Below are 23,430 nucleotides of genomic sequence, written 5' to 3'. Positions count from 1 at the left end.
CAGATGCGTGCTCATCACGTTCCCCTTGTCGATACCTTTCATCACCAGCCGAACTTCGCTTCCACGCCGACATAATCGGCGTTGCGCGCGCCGAGCGAGCGCAGCGAATCGCCCACCTCGAAATGCACCGCTTCGAGCGCGAGCGCCACGTTGTCGCTGACCAGCCAGTCCGCGCGCACCTGCGCATACATGCCCGTCCAGCGGTTGCCCTTGCCCGCCGTGCCCGGCACCACCGCCATGCCCTGCCCGTAGACGGCATCCGCCGTCGTGTCGCGCCACTGGAAACCCAGTGCCGTGAGCAGCGTCACCTTGGGCGTCACCTTGAACGTGAGCGAAGGCTTCACGTGAATCAGGTTGCTGTAGCCCGTATAGCCTGCCAGCGTGAAGTAGTAGCCATTCGGGAAAAGCGGATTGAACGTCTCCACGCGGCCGTCGCCGGGATGCCGGTCGCCCGATGCACCGTCAACCTGGATCCCCAGGCGCGGCGTGCCCGGCAGCGCTGCGAACGTATAACCGCCCAGCGCACCGAACGCCCACGCACCCACCGTATCCGCGCCCACGTGGCCGGTCTGCACCATGCCTTCCACATCCCAGTCGAACTGCGCCTGCTTGCCCGCGTAGCGCGCGTCGAACACGTCGCGCCGCTCGTTGCCGCTCGCATCGAGAAAGCGCGCGTTGTCGCGCTCGTAGCGCGACCAGTACGCGGAAAGATCGCCCGGTCCCGTGTTCACGCGCTCCACGCGCACGCCGCTGAACGTGAGGTGGCCGTTCGAGACGTCGTCGAACACGGCCGCGTCACGGTACTGCACGGGCTGCGTGAGGTAGCCGATGAAGCGCCACTTGCCGATCTCGTAGTCGGCCCATAGCGCATCGAACGCCTGGCGCACGTTCGGGCCGTCGCGCACTGAAACGAAACGCTGCAAGTCGAACGCCATTTCCTGGCGGCCCACGCGCGCCTTGAACGTGCCGCCGCCCACGCCGTAGACGAACGCCACGAACGCTTGCTCGATGTCGAGCGGGTTCTTGTCCACCGGTGTGACGGAGTCCTTACCGAAGGGCCGCGCGTCTTCGAGCTGGAAGAATGCCTGCACGTGCTCGCCGAAGCGCGCATCGGCGTGGACTTCGGCGCGCTGGATCACCCAGTTGTCGAGCCGTGCGCTGCCAAGACCGAAAAGCGGCGTGTTGTTGAGTTCGAAACGCTCGCGCAGGTTCGCGCCCAGTGAGAGATACCAGGTGGGATCGTTCCTCGAAAGCGGGATGTACTTAAGCCCGTCAAACGTCCTGCGCGGCAGGCACGGATTCGCGAGCACGCCCCAGTTTTCCTGCCAGCGGTTGAAGCCGGGCACGGGGCGTTTGACGTCGCATGCGCCAGCGGGTGCGTCGTCGGCGTACGCCGCGCTTACCTGGAGCGCGGCGAGCGTGGCAAGCGCCACGCTCGCGTAACGACGCGTCGGCCTGCACGCTTGCGACCGGGTTCGCCCCGTCACGCGCTTCATGGCGCTTGCGATTCGATTACGCATGCCGCTTACTTCGCGCGCTGATGAATCTCCGCGACGTAACCGCCGGGAAACTCGACCATGGCCGTGCGGCCTTCGGCATTCTGCGCGGGCGCCACCAGCACCTTCACGCCGGCGGCCTGCGCCTTTGCGAGCGTGGCGTCGAGATCGGCGACCTCGTAGCCCGTCGTTTCGCGGCCATACGGGTAAGGCAGCTTGCCGTCGGTCACGAACACCAGCATGTTGCCGAAGCCCGATTGCAGACGCACGCGGCGAATCGTTTCACCAGGCTTGCCGATTTCAGCGCCGTCCGCCTGGCGGTTATTGGAGACGATCTTGCCGTGCGAGAAGCGCACGAAGCGCTTGATGAAGTTCTGCGCCTCGTACTTCGACACATACACGCGATTGTCGGGCACGAATTCCAGCGGCGCATACGAAGGCGCTTTGGTGTGCCAATAGAGTTGCATCGTGAGACCGCCCGGCCACTGGATGATGGCGTCCTTGCCGATCGGGTCGTCGAACGTGTCGACGAGCACGTCCGCGCCCGCCGCGCGTGCGGCGCGCACCGCCTTGTCGATGTCGGTCACGAGATAGCCCGTGCGCTCGTTGCCGAACGGGTACGGAACGGGCGTCTCGAACGCGAACACCGAGAGCATGCCCACCGGCGTCTGCACGTATTGCGAAGCCGTCTTGCTGGGCGTGGGCGTGACCGTGAACACGGCACGCGGCGAAGCCTTGCCGCCGAAGGTCGCGAGAAAGCTGTTCACGAAGGCGTCGATGTCGTTGCCCGAAACATAGACGTGCGTGGTGTCGTATTGCGCGCCAACGGAAACATCGGGCGCCTCGACCGGCTGCGGATAGTACGAGTACGTCGCGTCGTCTGCCATCGCGGCCGTGAAAGGCAGCGACAGACCCACGGCGATGCTTGCCGCAACGAGCGCCCGCAGCGAACGGTTAAATGAAATGAAGCTCAACGCAAACTCCTTGGTGATCCAGAGAAAATGAAGGGGGTGAAGCGTGACGGCCCGCCGTCACGCGCTTTCACGCCCGATTCGAAACGCGCCGCAAGCGAGCACGCCAAGCAGCACGAGCGGTACGATCAACGCCCAGAACGCGCCGACCAGCCAGCCCAGCGCCCCGCCGCCCGCGCCCAGCGCAAACGCGAGCACCGGCGGCAGCGTGCGCACGAGCCGCGTGCGCGCTTCGCCCCGGTCCACGTGCGCGGTGCCGGGCGCGAGCAGATCGAACGCATCGATCACGGCCTGCGTGACATTGCCCGTCATCACCGTATTGGCGGCCACACTGCGCGTCGCGAGGCGCGCGTGTGCGTTCTGCACGCCCATGCCGGCCGCGCCCAGCAACCCGCAAACGATGGTCAGGGGCGCGTTCGAGTTGGTGATGGGCGCGGCGACAATGCCTGCGACCATGAAGGCAACGAGGAAGGCGATCTGCAAGATATAAAGCCCGACCGCGCGCGTGCTTTCGGGGCGGGTGCGCAACTTGTCGTCGAGCAGGCGCGCGACGACAATGCCGCTCACGAACGCGGGAAACGCCAGCAGCTTGATCGACAGGCCGTTGCCCGCACCCGCGAGCCCCGAGCCGATCAGGATGAAGTTGCCCGTGACGTGCGCGGTGAAAAGCCCGTACAGGGCCACGAAGCCGAGCGTGTCGACATAGCCCGCGACGAAAGCGAGCACGCCGTTCTCGCCCAGTAGCGAATCGAGCACGCTTCCAACGAATCGCGCTCGCGCGTTTAGTGTTTGTTGCTGCATGATGCGTCGCTTGCGGGCGTGGTGGTTTTCACGGTGCCGTGCTGTGCGCTCGACGCCGGGGCGTGCGACGCACACGAGAAGTGGCGGGACCGGCCCGCCACCAGTGCGGTCCCCAACGAGATCAGATACGACATGTAGCACTCTCCAGGCGTCGCCGGTGAACGGCGATGCGGACTAAAAAATGAGGCCTAAAAACGACGCAGCCCCTGCATCCCCTACTCCAGCCAGGGCGAACCCAGGATCTGCCCGCAAAAATTGATGCGGCGGTAGTCGGGATCGATCCGGTCCAGCACGTCGGCACACTGATTGCCCACGGTCGTTTGTGGCCGAAAAGCGAGCCCGCGCCCGAAGGCGCAAATGACCTCCTGCTTGTAGCCCTTCCCGCGAGGAAACGTCGCGAGCACGCTTGCCCGCTCGTGCTCCGTGTACAGATGCAGGTTCGTGCCGATCAGATCGGTGCGCACCGCCGCCGCGAGCAGATCCGAAAGCGGCGTCACCCGTGCCGGAATGCCAGGCGACGTATGCAGGGCGATCGCCAGCCACGCATCATGCTGCTTCTGGCTGTTCGCGCCATAGTGGTGCAGCAGATGCCGGGCCGCGTCGGCGCTGTCGATTTCATAGCGCATGGTCGAATGCGAATACGCGGGGCTCAGCCCCATGTTCGCGTACATCGCACTGACGTAAAGCGAATCCGTGTCGCATTCCATGCCGCCGCGCTGCGCCCTGAGCATCGCGAACATGCACACCCGGTTGGCGTGCCCGATCAGGATGGGCGGCAACGTGGCGCATGCGCTTTCGACGGCCGCGGTCGCCACAGGCGTACGCGGAATCCGCACGCCAGCGACTTCGCTGACCGTGCACCACGACGCTGTTTGCATAGAAGTCCTTCCGGATATCCCGATCGTTATTGACGGTTATCGACGTGAGCGCGGCGCGCGCGGCGTCGATGCGTTTCATGGCCGCGTGCTCCGGTTCAGAACGCGAAGCAACTGCAACCCAGCGCACCCCAGAACCCGTTCTGGTCCGATACCGGGGCATTGCTGCGCCACGCCCGGCCGTGCGCGTGCTGGTGAATGCCGCACAGGTTCACGCAGGCGTCGCTGCACGACTGCGCGGGCACGGCGGCATGGAGCGCGGTGACAGGCTTGTAGCGCGCGTAGCCGCCGAACTCGGCCACGGGCGACCACGAGGGGCTCACCGGCAGCGCAGGCGGGCTCAGGGCGTCGAACTCCGCGTCGGCATAGACGATGCGTCCGCCCACGACGGTCAGCACCGAAGTCAGATGCTTGATCGACTCTTCCTCGATGGTGAAGAAGTCGTCGCTGAGCACGGCGAAATCGGCAAACTGGCCCGGCACGAGCGCGCCCTTCTTCGTTTCGTCGTTCGAGAACCACGCGCTGCCCACCGTGTAACGGCGCAGCGCTTCCATGCGTTCGAGCCGGTCGCGCTGCGCGTACATCGGCGTGCCGCCCACCGTGCGCCCCGAAACGAGCCAGTAGAGCGAAACGAACGGGTTGTAGCTCGCCACGCGCGTGGCGTCCGTACCCGCGCCCACGGGCAGGCCCGCTTCCAGCATCCTGCGCACGGGCGGCGTGTGGGCCGCGGCCTCCGCGCCGTAGCGCGCGATGAAATACTCGCCCTGGTAGGCCATGCGATGCTGCACGGCAATGCCGCCGCCCAGCGCCGCAATACGCTCGATGTTGCGCTCCGAAATCGTCTCGCAGTGGTCGAAGAACCAGCGCAGGCCGTTGAACGGCGTGTCGGCGTTCACGCGCTCGAACACGTCGAGGAAGCGGCTGATCGACTCGTCGTAGGTCGCGTGCAGGCGCCACGGCCAGCGGTTCTGCACCAGCAGGCGCACCACGCCTTCGAGTTCCTTCTCCATCTCCTCGGGCAGATCGGGGCGCGGCTCCAGGAAGTCCTCGAAGTCGGCGGCCGAAAAGACCAGCATTTCGCCCGCGCCGTTGACCTTCAGGAAGTCGTCGCCGTCGCCGGGCCGCGTGGCCTTCACCCAGCGTGCGAAGTCTTCGATCTCGCGCTTCGCGTTCTGCGTGAAGAGGTTGTAGGCGATGCGGATCGTGAGCTGCTCGCGGCGCGCCAGCTCCATGATGACGGCGTAGTCGTCGGGGTAGGCCTGGTAGCCGCCGCCCGCGTCGATCGCGCTCGTCACGCCCAGACGGTTCAACTCGCGCATGAACTGGCGCGAGGAATTCATCTGGTCGTCGATCGGCAGCTTGGGACCCTTGGCAAGTGTGGCGTACAGCAGGCCCGCGTTGGGCCGCGCGATCAGCATGCCGGTGGGGTTGCCGCGCCGGTCGCGCTGGATCTCGCCGCCCGGCGGATTGGGCGTGTCGCGCGTGTAGCCGACGGCGCGCAGCGCCGCCGCGTTCAGCAGCGCGCTGTCGTAGAGGTGCAGGATGAAGACCGGCGTGTCCGGCGCGATGGCGTTGATCTCGTCGAGCGTGGGGCCGCGCTTTTCAGCGAACTGGAATTCGTTCCAGCCGCCCACCACGCGCACCCATTGCGGCGCGGGCGTGCGCGCGACCTGCGCGCGCAACATCTCCAGCGCGTCCTGCAACGACGGCACGCCGTCCCAGCGCAACTCCATGTTGAAGTTCAGGCCGCCGCGAATCACATGCAAGTGCGAGTCATTCAGACCGGGAATCACAGTGCGGCCGTTGAGGTCGATACGGCGCGCGTCGTCGCGCGCCCATTGCATGACATCGCGCTCGTTGCCGGACGCGACGATCTTGCCGTCGGCAACCGCGAGCGCCGTGGCGAACGAGCGGCGCTCGTCCTGGGTCGCGATCTTGCCGTTGTAGATCACGAGGTCGGCAATACGCTGAGGTTGATCGGATGCGCTCATCGACGCTCTCCTGTGTCTTGAGTGAATTCTTTTGTAGTCCGAATCGCGCGTAACACTCGCGTCACGCACGCGTCACACCCCGCACCGGAGCGTTCGGTCTCGGGCGTGCAGTAGCTTGCGGAGACTGCTTCGCCATGCGCCGCATCCGGAATATCGCTTCGGCTTTCAAGGACTTCGCAAAGGGTTCACTTTATGGAATCCGCACCTGAAAGTCCTGTGTAAAGCCTGAAGATTTATGATGGCTTTTCTGAGCACGAGACGACGCAATTCAAGCCGCGCCGTGTTGGCGGCGCGGCTTGAATCACTTTCCCTTGCGCTGTTCAGCCGGGATCGTCGCGCACAGTCGGCGCGATGATCGTCAGGCCTTGAGGAAGGCGAGCAGATCCGCGTTGACCTGATCGACGTGCGTGCTGCACATGCCGTGCGGCGCGCCCTGGTAGATCTTGAGCGTGGCGTTCTTCACGATCTTCGCCGAGAGCTTCGCCGAGTCGTCGATCGGCACGATCTGGTCGTCGTCGCCGTGCAGGATCAGCGTGGGCACGCTGATCTTCTTCAGGTCGTCGGTGTAGTCGACTTCCGAGAACTGCTTGATGCACTCGTACTGGCCTTTGATCGAACCGGCCATGCCTTCGCGCCAGAATTCCTGCACGAGGCCTTGCGAGACCTTCGCGTTCGGGCGGTTGAAACCGTAGAACGGCGTGGCGAGATCGAGGTAGAACTGCGAGCGGTTCGCGGCCACACCCGCGCGAATGCCGTCGAACACCGACATCGGCAGACCGTTCGGGTTGTTGGCCGTCTTCACCATGATCGGCGGCACCGCGCCGATCAGCACGGCCTTGGCCACGCGCTTCTCGCCGTGGCGGCCAATGTAGTGCGCGACTTCGCCGCCGCCCGTCGAATGGCCCACGAGCATCGCGCCCTTCACGTCGAGCGCGTCGAGCACGGCGGCCAGGTCGTCGGCGTAGGTGTCCATGTCGTTGCCCTCGGAGGGCTGGCCCGAGCGGCCGTGGCCGCGGCGGTCATGGGCGATCACGCGGTAGCCCTGGTTCACGAGGAAGAGCATTTGCGCGTCCCAGGCGTCGGCGCACAGCGGCCAGCCGTGCGAGAACACCACCGGCGTGCCCGTGCCCCAGTCCTTGAAGTAGATCTGCGTGCCGTCCTTGGCGCTCACGTAGTTGCCGCCGTGATGATGACCCGTGCCGTGCGCGTGCGCAGGCGCACCGGCCGTGGTGGCCGCTACGGCCGGCAGGCTCGACATGGCGGCCATGGCGCCGGCCATGCCCGCGCCCGCGGAAAGAATGCGGCGGCGCGAGGTGAGAATGGTATCCGTATTGGTTTGCTGCGTAGTCATGTGTTCTCCGTCGTTGCTTCGCCGCGGAAGGCCCGGGCGAGCTCACTGCGTTCAGGCTGATAAGCGATGGGCGGACAAACCGTGAAACGTCGAGCGGTCTGCACCCCGATTTCGCTACCGCAGCTTAGCGACGCGGAAAAGCCATGTCTTTTGTGAAACCTGAAGAATCCTGAAACAGAACTTTAGAAAGCTGAGTGCGGGTGTTCCCCACACGCTATATGACGTCGGCCATGTCGATGTCGCGCAGCCCCGGCATGTCGAGTTCGCGGCGCAATGCGGCCAGCTTGCGCATTTCGGGCAAGGACGGGGGCTCGCCCTCCTGTCCCTGCGCCGCATGCTCCCCACCGAAGCGCTCGAACGGCGCGAGCAACGCGCGGGCCTCGCGAGGCGCGCCGTCCTGCGCCAGCGACTCGCCGAGATCGAGCGCCGCGCGCAATTCGAACAGCCACGCACCCTGCTCGCGTGCCAGCGCCATCGCCTGAGCCAGCTTGCGATGCCCCGCCTCGATGAGGCGCGCACGCGTCTTGTCGCCGGCTGCGTATCCCCCGCGCGCGCGAGAGAGGTCCACCTGGGCGCTCGTGCGCATCAGTTCGGCGTCGAACGCGTGGTCGCCATCCGAGGCGGTGCGCCGCTGCGCCTCGTCGATCGTCGCGAGCGCCTCGTCGAGCCGCCCCTCCCGCACCAGCGCTTGCGCGTACGACACGATCAGCGGCGAGGTCAGCCTGCGGAACCCGCGAGCCTCCAGGCTCGCCAACCCCGCTTCGAGCCGGGCGATCCCTTCCTCGTGGCGGCCCGCGTCCAGCGCGAGCTGACCCGCGAGGCATTCGCCGTAGTCTTGCCACGCGTCGAAGCGGTTGAGCGCCGCTTGCGAGCGCAGCAACGCCAGATGGCTCGCCGCGAGTTCCGACTCCCCGCACGCCAGCGCAATGGGCACCGCCACGACCGCGAGCAGATGGCACAGCGAAGGCTCCAGCATGTCCGCGCGCACGAGGTTGATCGCGCGCTCGATCAGGTCGAGCGCGAGCGTCGTTTCCCCCTGCATCCACACGATGCGCGCGAGCGTGCCCGTGCCGAAGATGCGCGGCTCCATGCCGAGGTCGGAGTCGGCACGGCTTTGCGGTCCCGTGACCTCCAGCGACGCGAGCGTGCGCTCCAGCCGCTCGCGCGCCTGTTCGAGTTCGCCGAAGCAATGCAGCGAAGCCGCCAGCGTCGCGCTCGCACAGAGTTTTTGCCACGCCGAACCACCCCGCTGCGTGCGCGCCTCGAAACGCGTGGCAAAGCGCAGCGACGCATGAATGTCGCCCGCGGTCATGGCCGCGTTCCACAGGCCCCACATGGCGCGCGCCTCGAAAACGGCGTCCGCGCAGCCCGTGGCCCGCTCCAGCACCCGGCGCCAAAGCGCGGCGGCGTCGGCGGCCGCGCCATCCGTCATCAGGAGCGCGGCCGCGTACGCGGAGCACACGCGCATTTCGCAGGTGGCATCCACGGCGCCCTTGGGCAATGCGTCGAGCGTTTCGAGCGCAAGCTGTGCGCGCTCGCGGCATTCGTGCACCAGCGAAGCGTCGAGCAGCGTGCCCACCAGCGAGCCCGCCAGCGCCACGCCCAGCGCCGCGTCGCCATCGGATGAAAACGCCCAATCCCACGCACTGCGCGCCGCGTCGAGCGAGGAATGCGCTTGCGCGCTCTTGCTTCGATGCGGCACGAGGGCCGAGCGATCTTCGATCTGCCGCTGCAAATAACGTAGATGGCGCTGCGCGACACGTTGGACTTCGCCTTCGTCCTGGAGCTTTTCCATGGCATACGCGCGGGTCGACTCCGTGAGCCGGTACAGCGCGATCGCACCGTGAAACTCAACCGTGAGCAGCGATTTCGCGGCCAGTTCGCCGAGCGCCGTGATCGCTGCCGCGATCGGCACGCCGGGCTCGGTCGCCACGGCGCAAACGGCGTCGAACGCGAACGTGCCGGCGAAGAACGCGAGGCTGCGGAACAGCCCCTTCGCCTCGGCGTCGAGCAGCGCGTAGCTCCAGTCGAAGGTGGCCCGCAGGGTCTGGTGGCGCGGCAGTGCAAGACGCAAGCCGCCACTCAAAAGATCGAGCCGGTCGTCGAGCCGCGCCGCCACGCCCTCGATGCCGAGCGTCGCCACGCGCGCCGCCGCCAGTTCGATCGCGAGCGGCAGGCCCTCCAGTTGACGGCAGATGTCCGCCACCGCCCGGACGCTGGCTTCGTCTGCCGCGCAGCGCGGCGCGATATCGCGTGCGCGCTGAAGAAAGAGCTGAACCGCGCCATGATCGAGCATGGCTTCGACGGTATCCTCCGTGGCGGGCACGGCCAGCGGCTCGACGCGATAGACGGTTTCCGCACGGATGGTGAGCGGCTCGCGGCTCGTGACGAGCACGCGCAGCCAACGCGCGTGCGCGACGAGATTCTCGGCAAGCTCCGCCACTTCATCGACCACATGCTCGGCGTTGTCGAGCACCAGCAGCACGCCTTCCGGCGGCATTCTCGCGAGCAGCGCGCGCGTGTCCTGCAAGACTTCGGCGGGCCCCACCTGAAGGGCCAGGGCCATTGTAGCCAGCACGGACTCGCGCGAACTCGCGGAGGCCAGTTCGACGAAGCAGACGGTGCGCGCGAAATGCGCTTGCGCCATCTCGGCAACACGAATCGCCAGCGCGGTCTTGCCGATGCCGCCTGCGCCGACGAGCGTGACGACGGCCGACTCCGCCAGCTTCGCGACCACGTTCTCGACATCCGCGTCGCGGCCCACCAGCGTCGTGGGGCGGCCCGGCAGATTCGAGGCGAGCGTGCCCTGCTGCGCGAGCGGCGCTTGAGGAATGAGAATATAACCGCGGCCCGTGACAGTTTTGATCAGCTCGCGATCGGCCTCCAACGCCTTGCGCAACGCCGCGATATGCACTTGCAGGCGATTTTCCTCGACGATCTGGTCGGGCCAGACCGAGTCGATGATGTCGTCTTTGGTCACGATCGAGCCATTGGCCCGAAAGAGCACTTCCAGAATGTCGAACGCACGCGCGCTGATGCGCAGCGGCAAGCCGTTGCGCAGAATCTCACGCTGCTCGAAGTTCACGAGCAAGGCGCCAATTTTGATCATGGACGTTCCCTTGAGCCGCCGGACGAAGCGGCGCGATTACTGCCAATACTGACTGGTCAAGCCTGCCATCAACGATCACGCGACTGGATTGTAAGCGTGGCGTGACGCACGAGTCTTGAAGAAAAATGCACACTGAGTGCCGGCCGCGCTTGCCAGGCCAACCCGCTTGAAACAGCGAATAAAAGCATCGTATGCACCGTTTTGATGCAGGATACGATGGCCTTTGGACAAAACTGCTCAAACGGCGTCTTATCCGGCTGCGCAGACGGATTAAGAATTAACGGGATGCGCCTGGGTTAAGATGGGTTCGAACGGCCTTGCCCAACGGCCTGAATTCCCTCCAACTTGCCCCCAATTACCATCAAATCGCCATCGAATTGTCTTATTGGATGGCAATTAGCGTGATCGTGCGAATTTAAATGCCATTATCCTCAGACATGTTTTTTAGCGCTTGCAACGCCAATCGCGCGTTACGATATAATCATGCGAATTGTTTTTGACATGTGACGATTGCCGCGAGCGTGGTGACTTCACGCTGTTGCGCAACCGTACGAGCCATTCCGCACGAAAATCCGCCCAATGTCGCTCGCTAACGAAATCAGCCCGTCTCCCGCCACTGCGCCGATCAAGCGCGACGGGCTCGGCTGTACCGCGAGCCGGTTGCGCAAGGACCTGCATATCGGCAGCGGCGACCTCCAGATCTACCGCAAGGGGATGGACGACGCCCGGGCGGAGCGCGTCTCGACCGAGGCCAGCGATCGCGGCTTTCTGGCCGGCATTGCGTTACAGGGCGGGCATCGGCGCCATCTGTTTCGCGGCGCGCGCAGCGAAGAGCGCCGCTTCGATTCGAGCTCGATTTATCTGCGCGACTTTTCCGAGCCGTATTCCGCCGAACTTCACGGCGATTTCGATTTCGTTCTGGTCGAGCTGTCGCCCGAATTCCTCACCCGTCTCGCCGACGAACACGATAGCCCCGTGATCCGCGGGCTCACCTGCTCGCCGCGGAAAAAAGACCCCGTCCTCTATCATCTTGCGAGCGCGCTGGCCGCAACCACCGACGCTTCCGGACCGTTGAACAAGTTGTTCGTCGACCACGTCGGCCTGTGCATCGGCATCCATATCGCCCGTCAATACGGCAACTTCGCGCACCATGAAACGCAGGCCAAAGGCACGCTCACGCCCGCACAGGAAGCACGCGCAAAGGAGCTTCTGCTGCTGCGCTCGGACAGCGGCAACTCGATCGGCGATATTGCGAGCGAATGCCACCTCTCGCGCGCCTATTTCATTCGCGCGTTCGCCCGGACCACGGGCCGCACGCCGCATCAATGGCTGCTCGAACAGCGCGTTACCGAAGCGCGCGTGCTGATCGAATCCACGGAAAAGCCGCTCGCGGAAATCGCCATGATCTGCGGCTTTTCGGATCAAAGTCACCTGAGCCGGGTGTTCCTCAAGCTATGCGGCGCCACGCCCGGCGCGTGGCGGCGCGCCGCGAGGCGCTAGGGCCTCGGGCCCGCTCGCACGCGCGAAGTTGCGCGCCACGCAATCTGGTGTTGCGCGGTCATGGCATTCTGTTCCCACGCCTTCCCGTATAGCCTGCTCATGACATATTTTTGTCTGGAGCACGCTTCGTGGAACGCACACAACTCGTCCTTGCGTACGACTTCATTTGCCCCTGGTGCTGGATCGGCCATCGCAACCTGAAGGCCGGCGCAAAGATAGCGGATTGCGAGAACCGCTACGACATCACCTTTCTGCCATTCGAACTGAACCCGGGCATGCCGCGTGACGGCATGAACCGCCGCGCCTACCGCACGCGCAAGTTCGGCAGCCTCGCGCATTCGGACATGCTCGATGCGACCGTGACGGCGGCGGGCGTGGCCGCCGGTGTTCATTTCGACTTCGGCCGCATCGAACGCACGCCCAATACGCGCCTCGCTCATCGCCTGATCCATCACGCGCTCGGCGCGGGCACGCCTGAACAGGCCGAACACCTCTACGACGCGATTTTCCGCGCGTACTTCGCGCAGGGCCGCGATATCGGCGACCTCGACACGCTGGTGGATCTCGCGGCGAGCCAGGGCCTCGACGCCGAGGCGGCACGCGCCTACCTCGGCTCCGACGCGGGCGACATCGACATCGAGGCTTCGCGCGTGAAAGCCGACGCACTCGGCATCCGCTCGGTCCCGACGATAGTCGTGGACAAATTCATCGTGAACGGCGCACAACCGCCGGTTGTGTTCGCCAAGGCGCTTCAAGGGAGATTCGCATGAACCGTGATACTCAACAACACGCCGTCGTGGTGGGCGGATCGCTGGGCGGACTCGTCACCGCAGCGGCGCTGCGCGCGGCCAACTGGGATGTGACTGTCTACGAGGCTTCGGCGCACGAACTGGAAAGCCGCGGCGGCGGCGTCGTGTTGCAGCCCGATGTCACGCAGGCCTTCGAATTCGCGGGCGTCGCCGTGCCGCATCCACCCGGCGTGCTCTCCGGCGACCGGATCTACCTCGATGAATCGGACCGCATCGTCAGCCGCTTCTATATGCCGCAAATGCAAACGTCGTGGAGCCTGCTCTACAAGGCGCTCAAGCGCGCGCAGCCGGACGGCGGCTTGCGCGCGGGCGAGCGCTTCACCCGCTTCGAGGACGATGGCGAGCGCGTCACGGCGCACTTCGAAAGCGGCCACCAGCACACGGCCGATTTGCTGATCGGCGCGGACGGCGTTCGATCGACGCTGCGCACGCTGCTCGAACCCGAGACGCAACCGCACTATGCCGGCTATGTCGCGTGGCGCGGACTGATCGAAGAACCGGACCTGCCCGCCTTCGCCGCCGATAAGCTGCGCGATCGCTTCGCGTTCTCGGACGGCGTGGGGCACTCCGCGCTCGCCTACATGGTGCCGGGCGAGGACGACTCGACCGAGCCTGGCCGCCGCCGCTGGAACTGGGTCTGGTATCGCCGCTACGACACCGACGAACTGCAAGACCTGCTCGTGGATCGCGACGGCGTGCAACGGCCGTTCTCGCTGCCGCCTGGGACTGCCAGGCAAGTGGTCATCGACCGCCTGAAGGATGAAGCGCAAACGCTGCTCGGGCCGACGTTCCGCGCGCTCGTGCATGCCACCGACGTTCCGTTCATGCAGCCCATTGTCGACGTGCAGACGCGTTCGATGCGCTACGGCCGGGTGTTGCTCACGGGCGACGCCGCTTCGGTTCCGCGTCCCCACACTGCCGGCAGCACGGCCAAGGCGGCCGCCAACGCTTACGCCCTGGCGCTCGAACTGGAGGCGGCGCAGCAACCGCAACACGCGGGCGAAGGTGCGCTCAACCGGGCGCTCTCGCGCTGGAACGCGGAGCAACTGCGCGTGGGCCGCGCCATGACAACGCGAGGCATCATGCTCGGCAACCAGTTGATGCGCATTCCCGCGCACAGCGTTTAAACGACCGGACGCGTGAAGCCCATGAAAATTGCCATTGTCGGCGGCTCGATTGCGGGTTTGGCGACCGCGCTGACGCTGCGTTGCGTCGGCCACGAGGTCACGATATTCGAACGCACGGCCGCCGGCATGCGCGGCCACGGTGGGGGCGTGGCGGTCCTGCGCCAGATGATGCGTTTTCTGGAGCAGCATGGTCACGCCACGCGCAAGACGCTTGCCGTGCCGGTCGAGTGGCGGCGATGGCTGGCTTCGGACGGCTCTCTCATCGAAGAAAGCCGCGAAATCGTGCCGTTTTCGTCTTGGGACGCGGTCTATCGCTCGTTGAGCGAGATGCTGCCGCCCGATGTCGTTCGCTATGGCGAAGCGGTCACGAACCTGCGAAACCGGCAAGGCGGCGTGGAAATCGAAATCAACGGACGTGAAACGCTCGCCGCCGATTTGCTCATTGCGGCGGACGGCGCGGGCTCCGGCATGCGCGCCATGCTGTTCCCCGATTATCGATCGTCGTATGCCGGCTATCTCGCCTGGCGCGGCGTGGTGGAAGAAGCGCGGCTTCCGGCGCCGCTCGTCGCCGAACTGGATAACAGCATCACGCTCCTGCGCGAACGGGATGCGTTGTTCATGACGTTTCCCATTCCCGCGCTGGATGGGGCGATCGAACCCGGCAAGCGGCGATTCAACTGGCTGTGGTATCGAAACGAACCCGACGCGGCGACGCTGAGCCGCCATCTAACGGATCGCGAGGGACATCGTCATCATGCCTCCGTGAGCCCTGGCGGGCTTTCGGCCGAAGCAACGGCGTATCTGCACGATTGCGCGCGCGCCAGGCTGCCGCCTGCCTTGCAGCAATTGATGACGCACACGCAGGCGCCATTCCTCCAGGCGATCTTCGACGCATCGAGTCCGTCGTTTGCCGTGGGACGCGTCGCGCTGGTGGGCGACGCCGCGTGCACGGTTCGCCCTCACACGGCCTCCGGCACCTCCAAGGCGGCCGACGACGCGATCACGCTTGCGCAAGCCTTGAGCGGCCTGAACCCCGCCGACGATATCGACGGCGCGCTGGCCACGTGGTCAACGGCGAGGCGCATGGCGCTCGGCCCGCTCATCGCAAAGGGCAAGCAATTGGCGCAGTCGTTCGGGCTCGGTGCAATCACGCAATAGCGTGAGCATGTAACCGCATGATGCAGTCGCGTCAGTCGCTCGATGCCCTATTCCACCCGGCCCTCGATGAACTGGAGAAACGCCCGCACTTTTCGCGAGAGCCGCCGGTTGGGCAGATACGCCGCATAAGCGACGGCCTCGTCGCCCTGCGGCGTCACGCGGTAGTCCGCGAACAGATGCATGAGCCGCCCCGCGTTGATGTGCTCCCTGACCTGCCATTCCGGCAATAGCGCGAGCCCCTGGCCCGCGAGCACGGCTTCGAGCAGCATGTCGAGACTATTGGAAACGAGCCGCCCGCGCACGTTGATGCGTTCCTGCTCTCCCGCTCGCACGAACGTCCATGTTTGACGGGCGCGATAGCTGCCGCCGTACGCGATGCGCAGGCATTGATGGTCGGTCAGTTCGGCGGGCGTGAGCGGCACGCCGTTGTGCTCCAGATACTCGTGGCTCACCACCACCACGCGCGGATTTTCCGCCAGCTTTTTGGCAATGAGGTTGGGGTTATCGGAAGGCAGGCCGATCCGGATGGCGATATCGATACGCTCCAGCGCGAGGTCGATCATATGATCGGCAACGACAATATCGAGCGCGACATTCGGATGCTCGCGCAAAAACGCCGCGAGGTGCGGCGCGAGCACGACGCGGTTATAGGCCGTGGGCACCGTGATGCGCAGCGTGCCGATAGGCGCGGCGCCGCTGTCGAGGATGCTTTCGTCGGCCTCGGTCAATCCGTCGAGCACCTTGGATACCTGCTCGACATAGCTCGCGCCCGCGTCGGTCAGGCTCACGCGGCGTGGCGTGCGCGTGAGCAGCGCCGTGCCGAGTTGCGCTTCGAGGGCGTCCATCAGGCGCGCCACCGACGAGGTGGCGACCCCCATGCGCTTCGCCGCCTTGGCGAATCCTCCGGCGTCTGCGACCTCCAGCAGGGTCTTGAGGGCTACGAGTTTATCCATGGCTCCATGATGCGCGTGTGGCGCGATGACATTGTGATGGGGAGGTTACACCCTAACGCCGCGCGGTTGTTGAATGCGTGTAATGAGCAATGCGACGCAAGCCGCTTTAAGGAGCCCGTTATGAGTTCCTTTAATCGTATTGCGCGCCACGCAACCTCATGACCGATTCTGTTGATATTCACGGTGTGCTTCGAGATCGATAGTCTTACGAATACCGCACGTGAGTATCAGGATTGGGACGCGGGCGCGTGAAAAGGATATGGCAAACCGGACCGGGTGGAATAATGAAACGCATCGGAAATGTCGAAATCGATCTCGTGGCAAGAAAAGTCTATCGGTCAGGACTGGATATGACGCTGGGAACACGCGCTTTCGATATTCTCGAAGTCCTGCTTCTCGCGGAAGGCAAGCTCGTTTCCAAGGACGAAATCATGCGTAAGGTGTGGCCGGATTGCGTGGTCGAGGAAAACAGCCTGCACGTACACATGTCGGCCATTCGCCGGGCCTTTGGGAAGGACCGCGATCTGATCACGACCGTATCCCGGCGCGGCTACCGCTTGAAGCATGGCGAAGCCACGCCCGCAACCGGCGAAGCCACGCGCGCGAACACCGAGGAAAACCGTCATAACCTGCCCCGCACGCCCGCCAATCTGCTGGGCCGCGAGCAAGCCGTGGCGACGCTGTCGGCGCGCGTGGGCGAAACACGCCTGCTCACGCTGCTGGGAACGGGCGGCATCGGCAAGACGCGCCTGGCCGTGGCGTTGGGCTTCGAAGCGCTGGATAATTTCAGCGACGGGGTATTCATGGTTTCGCTCGATTCCGTTTCGTGCAGCAAGGAAATGATCGCGAAGATCGCAGACGCAACGCTTGCGGGTTCGGTGCACCGTGCGCAGTCTCTGGCGTCGTTGACGCAGGCGCTCGCCGCAAAGAAGGCGCTCCTGATACTCGACGGCTGCGAGCTTCTGGTGGATGCGGTGGCGCACTGCGTGGACGCCGTGCTGAAAGACTGCCCCGGCATCCACATGCTCGTCACGAGCCGCGCGCCGCTGAATCTCTCCTATGAAGCGCGCGTGATCGTCCCGCCGCTCACGTCTTTAGCGCCGGTTGTGCAAGCGAAACACGCCCCTGAATGCGCAGCGGTCGAGTTATTCCTCGCGCGCTTTTTTGCCTTGTGCGGAGGCCATAACATGAGCGAAGCCGGCATGGCTGCCGTGCGAAAAGTATGCAATTCGCTCGACGGCGTGCCGCTCGCCATCGAACTCGCCGCCGAAACCGCTGCGATAGTCGGACTCGACGCTTTCGCGGACGACGTCGAGCGGCGCATCCTGGTGTTCGAGTCGCGCATGAAGGATTTGCCCGCGCATCAGCGCACGCTGAGCGCGAATTTCCTGCGCAGCGAAACTACGCTCTGCGACCTGGAACGCGTGGTCCTGCGGCGGCTTGCCGTTTTTCCGCGCGCTTTCGATGCGAGCGAAGCCGTTCGGATCGCCGCCGATTCGCGGCATGACGCGGCGTCCGTGGAGCATGCGCTTGCGTTGCTTGCGGAAAAATCGCTTTTGCTGCGCCGGCAAGACGGCATGAAAACACGCTTCGAAATGTTCACGCTGACGAGAATCTTCGCCCATGAGCGGCTCGCGGCGTGCGGCGAAGTGGCCGACATGCAGCGAAAATTCGATCGCCTGCGCAGGGAGCAAGACGGCCCTGCCGCGAAGATGCGCATCGTCGCCAGTCAGGCGTGGCCCTTCGCGGCAAGCCAGGGCCGGGCGCTCGACCCGGCTTGACGCGCTACCCGCTCACTTGCCGGCCGCGACGGCGTTGAGCGCTTCGAGCAGGCTCTCGGCGTCGCGGTCGCCGTCATAACGCCGGCCGTTGATGAACAGCGAGGGCGTACCGTTGACGCCGCTGCGCAAGCCGCCGTCGAAATCGCCTTGAATGCGCTCGTCATACGCGCCTTCGAACGCCGACTTCAAGTCACCCGCGCGAAGTCCGAGATGCGCGGCGTAGGTCGTGAGCGCCCCGTCGTTCAGCGCGCTCTGGTTTTCATAGAGCACGTCGTGCGCCTCCCAGAAGCGCCCGATCGCCGCCGCGGCCTCCGACATTTCGGCCGCATGAAGCGCGTGAGGATGCATCGAAGTGAGCGGAAATTGCCGGAACACAAAGCGCAGACGCTCGCCCATCGCGTGTTGAATCGCCTTGATGACGGGATACATCGCGCCGCAATACGGACATTCGAAGTCGCCGTATTCGACGAGCGTGACCGGCGCGTCCGCGGCGCCCTGCACATGATCGGCGTGCCCCACGGGCACCGTGAGATGGCTCATGACAGATCCTGTTGCGGGGTGGAGGCGAGGCGCTGGAGGGCGTCGAGCACGCCGTCCACGCCCGGATTGATGCTGATCGGCGAGACTTCCGACCAGCGCACGACGCCTTCGCCGTCGAGCACGAAAAGCGCCCGTTCGCTCACGCCTTCCGCCGCGCGATAGACCCCGTAGCGTTTGGCGACCGCCCCCTTGGGCTCGAAGTCCGCGAGCAGCGGAAAGTGATAGCCGCGCTGCGCGGCAAAGGCGGCGTGCGACCACGCGCTGTCCACGGAGATGGCAACGAACTGCGCCTGATAGCGCTTGAACATGTCGAGCGCGGCATTGAACAAGCCCAGTTCGTCGCCGCAAACCGGACTCCAGTCGGCCGGATAGAAGGCGAGAATGACCGGCGCGCCGCGCAACTCCGACAACGACATTTTCTGGTCCGGCGTGGCCGGCAACGTGAAGTCCGGCGCTTGCGCGCCGGGCGGTAGCGGTGAGGCGTGATGTTCGGCAAGCGACGTGTTCATGTTCTGGAACGCTCCTGATGGGCTTCGGTGAGTTGCCGCATGGCACGGCAACCGATGCGTTCCAGAATATCGCCCGACTCGACGGCCAGGCAATCATGCAATCGCATGGCGGTTTCACGAAAAAGATGGAGTGACCGAAACCTTCGTATAACGGCTTAACCGCAACGCCGCGAGCCGTCGCCTTCGCTTAACGACACGCTAATTTGAAGTCGGATATGCTGCCGTTCGGCCCCAACCATCGGCGTCCTTTTTTCCCTCTTTTGCGCTTCTCCCGCTCACTCATCGCACCCTGGAACCCGGCATCGTGACCAACGTCGAATTTTTCCACTATCTGCTCTTGTTGATCTGTGGGGCGGGCGCGCTGACATGGCTTGCCGATCGCATTGCCATTCCTCCGGCGGTCGTGCTGCTTTTTGGCGGCTGCGTGATTGCGATCGCGGGCAAGCGCGTGCCGCAAACGGACCCGGATCTGCTGCTTGCGGCCATCATGCCGCCGCTTCTGATGTCGAGTTCTTTCTACACCGCCTGGAAGGAGTTTCGCGGGGAACTGGGCACCATCGTTTCGCTCGTGCTGGGCGCGGTGACCTTCACGACGGTTGCCGTGGCGGTCACGGTCCACACCGTCAACCCGGCGTTGCCGTGGGCCGCCTGTTTCACGCTCGGCGCGATCGTCTCGCCGCCCGACGCCGTGGCGGCGAAAGCGATTCTGCAACGTTATCCCCTGCCCGCCAGGCTCGTCGCCGTGCTCGAAGGGGAAAGCCTTGTGAATGACGCTTCGGGCCTGCTGCTGTATCAAATGGCCGTGTCGGCGGCGCTCGCCGCCACCATCACGTTCGCCAGCGCGACGGGCCTGTTCTTCGAGTTGATCCTCATCGGCATCATCGTCGGGCTGCTGTGCGGCCACGTCATGTGCTGGGCGCTGCCGCGCCTGGGCGAGCCCATGCTGGGCATCGTCGTGACGTTCGTGATGGCGTGGGCGAGCTACGGCATCGCGGAAGCCGTGGGCGGCTCGGGCGTGTTGTCGGTCGTGACGTGCGGGCTCGTGCTGGGCATCCGCCAGCACCGCGTGTTCAGCGCCGATCTGCGCATCAAGGCGAAAGCGACCTGGGAAGCGGTCGTGTTCATCCTCGACGCGCTGGTGTTCATCATGATCGGCCTCGTGCTGCACGAGATCCTCGCGCGCGTCAATCACGAAAGCGCCGTGGTGATGGCCGGCTTGCGGGTCGCGCTGCCGGCAACGGCGGCCGCCATCGTCGCGCGGCTGGTCTGGGTGCTCGCCGCAGTCTGGTTGCCGAGCCGTTTGCGCGCGCGCCGTTCGGGCGGCGAGGCATGGTCGTTCGCCGAGGCCATCGTCATGGGTTGGGCAGGCATGCGCGGCGTGGTCAGCCTCGCGGCGGCGATTGCGTTGCCGGAGAATTTTCCGGGCCGCGACGTGATCGTCTTCAGCACCTTCCTGCTCATCATCGCCACGCTCGTCGTGCAGGGCGGCAGCCTCGCGCCGTTGATCCGCTGGCTCAAGCTGCGCCCCGCCGCGCGCCATACGATGTCCGAGCACGAAGCGCGCGCGCATTCGTTCGGCGCGGCGCTCGACGCGGCGAAGGACATGGCGAAACAAGGGCCCCATATTCCGCGCGCCACGCTCGATCGCCTGATCGCCGAATACAAGGTTCGCGTGACGGCGAACAAGGGCGCGCACCTCACCGGCGGGTTGCGGATCGAGGAGCGTGCGCAGCTCTTGCGCATGGAACTCGAACTCGTCGGCGTGACGCGGGGCGCGTTGCTCGATCTGCATCGCAACGGCCGGGTGGATGACGCCGTGCTCCATCGCATCGAATCGGAGCTCGATTTCGAGGAGATGCGGCTCATTCGTTTGCTGGAGCCCTAACGTCACGCAGGCCACAGAGGCGCTACGCTGCGCCCCTCACGAAGCCGGCGCGCGCCGCGCGAACACGCGCCGCGTGAGATCGAACGCGACGAGATTGCCCGACACGACCAGCAACAGGCCGACCACGGCCAGCAACGACCATCGGTAGCCTTCGAATACCGTCGAAACCGCGAGCGCCACGATCGGGAACAGCACCGTGCAATAGGCCGCGCGCTCGGGCCCGATGCGCCCCACCAGCATCAGGTACGCGGTGAAGCCGATCACGGAGCCTGCCACCACGAGCCAGGCGAGCGCGCCGAGGTAGCGCGCGTCCATTTCGATGCGAAACGGCAGGCCCGCCAGCGCGCTGCCGGCCACGAGCACCGCGGTGCCGATCAGCATGGCCCAGCCGTTCGTGACGAGAGGATGCAGGCCCATCGACTGCATGCGGCTCGACAGCAGATTGCCCGCGGAAAAACACATCGTGCCGAGAAACGCGACCGCCAGCCCGAGCCACACGGCCGGCTCGCCGAGATGCCCGGCCATCTGCTGCACGAACAGGCACACGATGCCGATCAGCCCCAGCACCGCGCCGCCCACCGCCGCCGGTTGCAGCGGCCGCCCCATGAACAGGCGGCCATTGATCGAATTGAGCAGCGGCGCCGTGGAGAACACCACAGCGACGAGCCCGCTCGGCACGATGTTCTCGGCATAGTAGAAGCACAAGAAGTTCAGGCAGAACAGCGCGAGCCCCTGGGCCGCCAGATAGCGCCATGCCGCGCGCGGCGGCCAGAGCGGACGGCGCATCGCGCACAGCAGCGCGAACATCAGGAGCGCCGCGAGCCCGAAGCGCCAGGCGATCGAAACGGGCGCGGGCACAACGCCGAGTTGCCATTTGATGGCAATCCAGGTCGTACCCCAGATCAGCACGGTGACGAAGTAAAGCGCAAGATTCATGGACTTGGGAAAGCGTGGGTTCTATGCGCTCACTATGGCCCGCTGCGCCGCCCGGCGCTTGTCCAAAATTGCGCTTTCATTTCGGGCGGCGCGGTGCGGCCCCTGGAGCGCGGCGTATACTTCGACCAGCGCTTCGACCGTCGCGCCCCCTAATCCCTCAACGCCCGTCTGTTCGTGAACCGACCATGAATGCCCAGGTGCCCATCCCCGCGCTCGATCTCGCCGCGCCGCCGTTCGGGCTCCATTCGGTGTGCCGCACGCTGAGCGCGGCCAACGCCACGCTGGAGCGCTTCGCGTGGCTCGGCGACCGGCTCGCGGCGGCCGTCTGGACACGCGAAACGCGCGAAGCCGAGACCGTCTACGCGCAGCCGGGCCACCACACGCTATCGTGCTATCTCGACGGCGGCTACCGCACCGAACGGCAGAAACTGCCCGGCATTTACGGCGCGCCAAGCCGCCTGTGCGCGCTGCCGGGCGATCATGAATCGCGCTGGTGGGTGCGGGGCCACATGCATTTCATGCACCTCTATTTCCTGCCCGAGCACTTCACTCAGCGCGCCGTGCGCGAGCTCGACCAGGAGCCGCGCGAACTCACGCTGGCCGACCGCACGTATTTCGAGGACGGACGTATCGCCGAGCTGTGCCAGCGCCTCGCCAACGAAGACTGGGCGAATCCCGAAGGACTCCTGCGCAGCAACGAAACGGCCCATGAAGTGCTGAGCCTGCTGCTGCGCAGCCAGGGCGTGCGGCGGCCGGGCGTGGCGTTCAAGGGCGGCCTCTCGGTCGCCACGCGACGGCGTCTGCGCGACCATATCGACGCTCACCTGAGCGAGCCGTTGACGCTCGGCGCGCTGGCCGACGTGGCGTGCCTTTCCGAGTACCACCTTGCGCGCATGTTCCGCGCCTCGTTCGGGCAGCCGCCGCATGCGTGGATCGCGGCGCAGCGTCTCGAGCGGGCGCGGCGCTTGCTGCGCACGACCGATCTGCCGCTTGCGCGCGTTGCCGCGGACTGCGGCTATGCCAACGCGAGCCACTTCAGCCATCGCTTTCGCGATGCCTTCGGCGCCGCGCCCAACGCGTACCGCCAGGCGTTCAACCAGGCTTTGAACGCTTGCGACGCCGGCCGGTAACGCACGATGATCAAAGGAGACAACAATGGCCGAGCTTGTGACTTGCGTGTGGTTCGATGAAGGCCGGGCGCGCGAAGCGGCGCAATTCTACGCCGCCACGTTCCCCGACAGCCGCGTCGTGACGGGCCACGTCTCGCCCATACCGGGCGTGGGAGTGGGCGCGGAACTGCTGGTCGAATTCGTCGTGCTCGGCCGTCGATTCGTGGGCCTGAACGGCGGGCCCAACTTCAAGCCGAACCAGGCGGTCAGCTTCATGGTCGAGACCGATAACCAGGAAGAGACCGACCGCTACTGGTACGCCATTGTCGGCAATGGCGGCCAGGAATCGGAGTGCGGCTGGTGCCAGGACCGCTGGGGCTTTTCGTGGCAGATCACGCCCAAACGGCTGCTCGAATTCGTCGGCGGCGCCGACCGCGAAGCCGGGCGGCGCGCGATGGAAGCGATGATGACCATGAAGAAGATCGACATCGCCGCAATCGAACGCGCGGCGGCGGGATAGCCGGCGCGG

The 23,430-nt window shown here is 65.4% G+C and carries 19 protein-coding genes; 8 read left to right on the top strand and 11 right to left on the bottom strand.

The annotated features are described in order from the left end of the window. Window positions 1-41 precede the first annotated feature (41 nt). The 7 genes from C7402_RS11725 to C7402_RS11695 form a co-directional block, all read right to left on the bottom strand. Window positions 42-1,520, bottom strand: coding sequence for an alginate export family protein (locus tag C7402_RS11725; protein ID WP_425273775.1), 1,479 nt, complete (start codon window positions 1,518-1,520; stop codon window positions 42-44). A 5-nt stretch (window positions 1,521-1,525) separates the two neighbouring features. Beyond that, on the bottom strand, window positions 1,526-2,383 hold the full coding sequence (locus C7402_RS11720; protein ID WP_373864425.1) for a VOC family protein: 858 nt from the start codon (window positions 2,381-2,383) through the stop codon (window positions 1,526-1,528). A 144-nt stretch (window positions 2,384-2,527) separates the two neighbouring features. Beyond that, on the bottom strand, window positions 2,528-3,268 hold the full coding sequence (locus C7402_RS11715; protein WP_116610750.1) for a YoaK family protein: 741 nt from the start codon (window positions 3,266-3,268) through the stop codon (window positions 2,528-2,530). A gap of 215 nt (window positions 3,269-3,483) precedes the next feature. Continuing rightward, the gene (locus tag C7402_RS11710) at window positions 3,484-4,146 is read right to left on the bottom strand and encodes an HD domain-containing protein (protein ID WP_116610749.1); all 663 of its coding nucleotides are present in this window, start codon (window positions 4,144-4,146) and stop codon (window positions 3,484-3,486) included. Window positions 4,147-4,241: 95 nt separating this feature from the next. Next, a complete protein-coding gene (locus C7402_RS11705) occupies window positions 4,242-6,134 on the bottom strand; it encodes an amidohydrolase (protein ID WP_112170312.1) in 1,893 nt (630 codons plus the stop codon). A 358-nt stretch (window positions 6,135-6,492) separates the two neighbouring features. After that, window positions 6,493-7,485 (bottom strand): alpha/beta fold hydrolase, encoded by a 993-nt coding sequence (locus C7402_RS11700; protein ID WP_112170313.1) that lies wholly within the window; start codon window positions 7,483-7,485, stop codon window positions 6,493-6,495. Between the two features lie 214 nt (window positions 7,486-7,699). Then, on the bottom strand, window positions 7,700-10,594 hold the full coding sequence (locus C7402_RS11695; protein WP_116610748.1) for an ATP-binding protein: 2,895 nt from the start codon (window positions 10,592-10,594) through the stop codon (window positions 7,700-7,702). A 579-nt stretch (window positions 10,595-11,173) separates the two neighbouring features. Here C7402_RS11695 and C7402_RS11690 point away from each other — a divergent pair. From C7402_RS11690 to C7402_RS11675, 4 genes are all read left to right on the top strand, one after another. Then, window positions 11,174-12,094, top strand: a complete 921-nt coding sequence (locus C7402_RS11690) for a helix-turn-helix transcriptional regulator (RefSeq protein ID WP_116610747.1) — start codon at window positions 11,174-11,176, stop codon at window positions 12,092-12,094. Between the two features lie 128 nt (window positions 12,095-12,222). Continuing rightward, on the top strand, window positions 12,223-12,864 hold the full coding sequence (locus C7402_RS11685) for a DsbA family oxidoreductase (protein ID WP_116610746.1): 642 nt from the start codon (window positions 12,223-12,225) through the stop codon (window positions 12,862-12,864). Then, on the top strand, window positions 12,861-14,030 hold the full coding sequence (locus C7402_RS11680) for an FAD binding domain-containing protein (protein WP_116610745.1): 1,170 nt from the start codon (window positions 12,861-12,863) through the stop codon (window positions 14,028-14,030). The genes C7402_RS11685 and C7402_RS11680 overlap by 4 nt, the downstream gene beginning before the upstream one ends. Before the next feature lie 21 nt (window positions 14,031-14,051). Continuing rightward, window positions 14,052-15,188, top strand: a complete 1,137-nt coding sequence (locus tag C7402_RS11675) for an FAD binding domain-containing protein (RefSeq protein WP_116610744.1) — start codon at window positions 14,052-14,054, stop codon at window positions 15,186-15,188. Between the two features lie 47 nt (window positions 15,189-15,235). Here C7402_RS11675 and C7402_RS11670 read toward each other — a convergent pair whose 3' ends face one another. Then, entirely contained in the window at window positions 15,236-16,141 is a 906-nt protein-coding gene (locus C7402_RS11670; RefSeq protein WP_116610743.1) for a LysR family transcriptional regulator, read from the bottom strand. A gap of 350 nt (window positions 16,142-16,491) precedes the next feature. On the opposite strand from C7402_RS11670, the gene C7402_RS11665 reads away from it, so the two are divergent. Beyond that, entirely contained in the window at window positions 16,492-17,922 is a 1,431-nt protein-coding gene (locus C7402_RS11665; RefSeq protein ID WP_165841864.1) for an ATP-binding protein, read from the top strand. A 12-nt stretch (window positions 17,923-17,934) separates the two neighbouring features. Here the strand turns inward: C7402_RS11665 and C7402_RS11660 are convergent, their stop codons facing one another. Together C7402_RS11660 and C7402_RS11655 are read right to left on the bottom strand one after the other, a co-directional pair. Further along, window positions 17,935-18,462 carry a DsbA family protein gene (locus C7402_RS11660; RefSeq protein ID WP_116610741.1) on the bottom strand — a complete coding sequence of 176 codons (528 nt, stop codon included), beginning with the start codon at window positions 18,460-18,462 and terminating at the stop codon, window positions 17,935-17,937. Then, window positions 18,459-18,971, bottom strand: coding sequence for a redoxin domain-containing protein (locus C7402_RS11655; RefSeq protein WP_112170322.1), 513 nt, complete (start codon window positions 18,969-18,971; stop codon window positions 18,459-18,461). Before C7402_RS11655 ends, C7402_RS11660 begins: the two co-directional genes overlap by 4 nt. A gap of 304 nt (window positions 18,972-19,275) precedes the next feature. Between C7402_RS11655 and C7402_RS11650 the strand changes: the two genes are divergently transcribed. Then, window positions 19,276-20,856 carry a cation:proton antiporter gene (locus tag C7402_RS11650; RefSeq protein WP_116610740.1) on the top strand — a complete coding sequence of 527 codons (1,581 nt, stop codon included), beginning with the start codon at window positions 19,276-19,278 and terminating at the stop codon, window positions 20,854-20,856. 36 nt (window positions 20,857-20,892) lie between these two features. Here C7402_RS11650 and C7402_RS11645 read toward each other — a convergent pair whose 3' ends face one another. After that, the gene (locus C7402_RS11645) at window positions 20,893-21,792 is read right to left on the bottom strand and encodes a DMT family transporter (RefSeq protein ID WP_116610739.1); all 900 of its coding nucleotides are present in this window, start codon (window positions 21,790-21,792) and stop codon (window positions 20,893-20,895) included. A 185-nt stretch (window positions 21,793-21,977) separates the two neighbouring features. On the opposite strand from C7402_RS11645, the gene C7402_RS11640 reads away from it, so the two are divergent. Both C7402_RS11640 and C7402_RS11635 read left to right on the top strand, forming a co-directional pair. After that, window positions 21,978-22,922, top strand: a complete 945-nt coding sequence (locus C7402_RS11640; RefSeq protein ID WP_112170325.1) for a helix-turn-helix domain-containing protein — start codon at window positions 21,978-21,980, stop codon at window positions 22,920-22,922. Between the two features lie 25 nt (window positions 22,923-22,947). Then, window positions 22,948-23,421, top strand: coding sequence for a VOC family protein (locus C7402_RS11635; protein WP_116610738.1), 474 nt, complete (start codon window positions 22,948-22,950; stop codon window positions 23,419-23,421). The last annotated feature ends 9 nt before the right edge of the window (window positions 23,422-23,430 follow it).

Source organism: Paraburkholderia unamae (genome assembly GCF_003096875.1).
In the GTDB taxonomy this organism is placed as follows: domain Bacteria; phylum Pseudomonadota; class Gammaproteobacteria; order Burkholderiales; family Burkholderiaceae; genus Paraburkholderia; species Paraburkholderia unamae.
The sequence above is the reverse complement of the archived record's forward strand: the minus strand, read 5'-3'. Positions and strand labels throughout refer to the sequence as shown.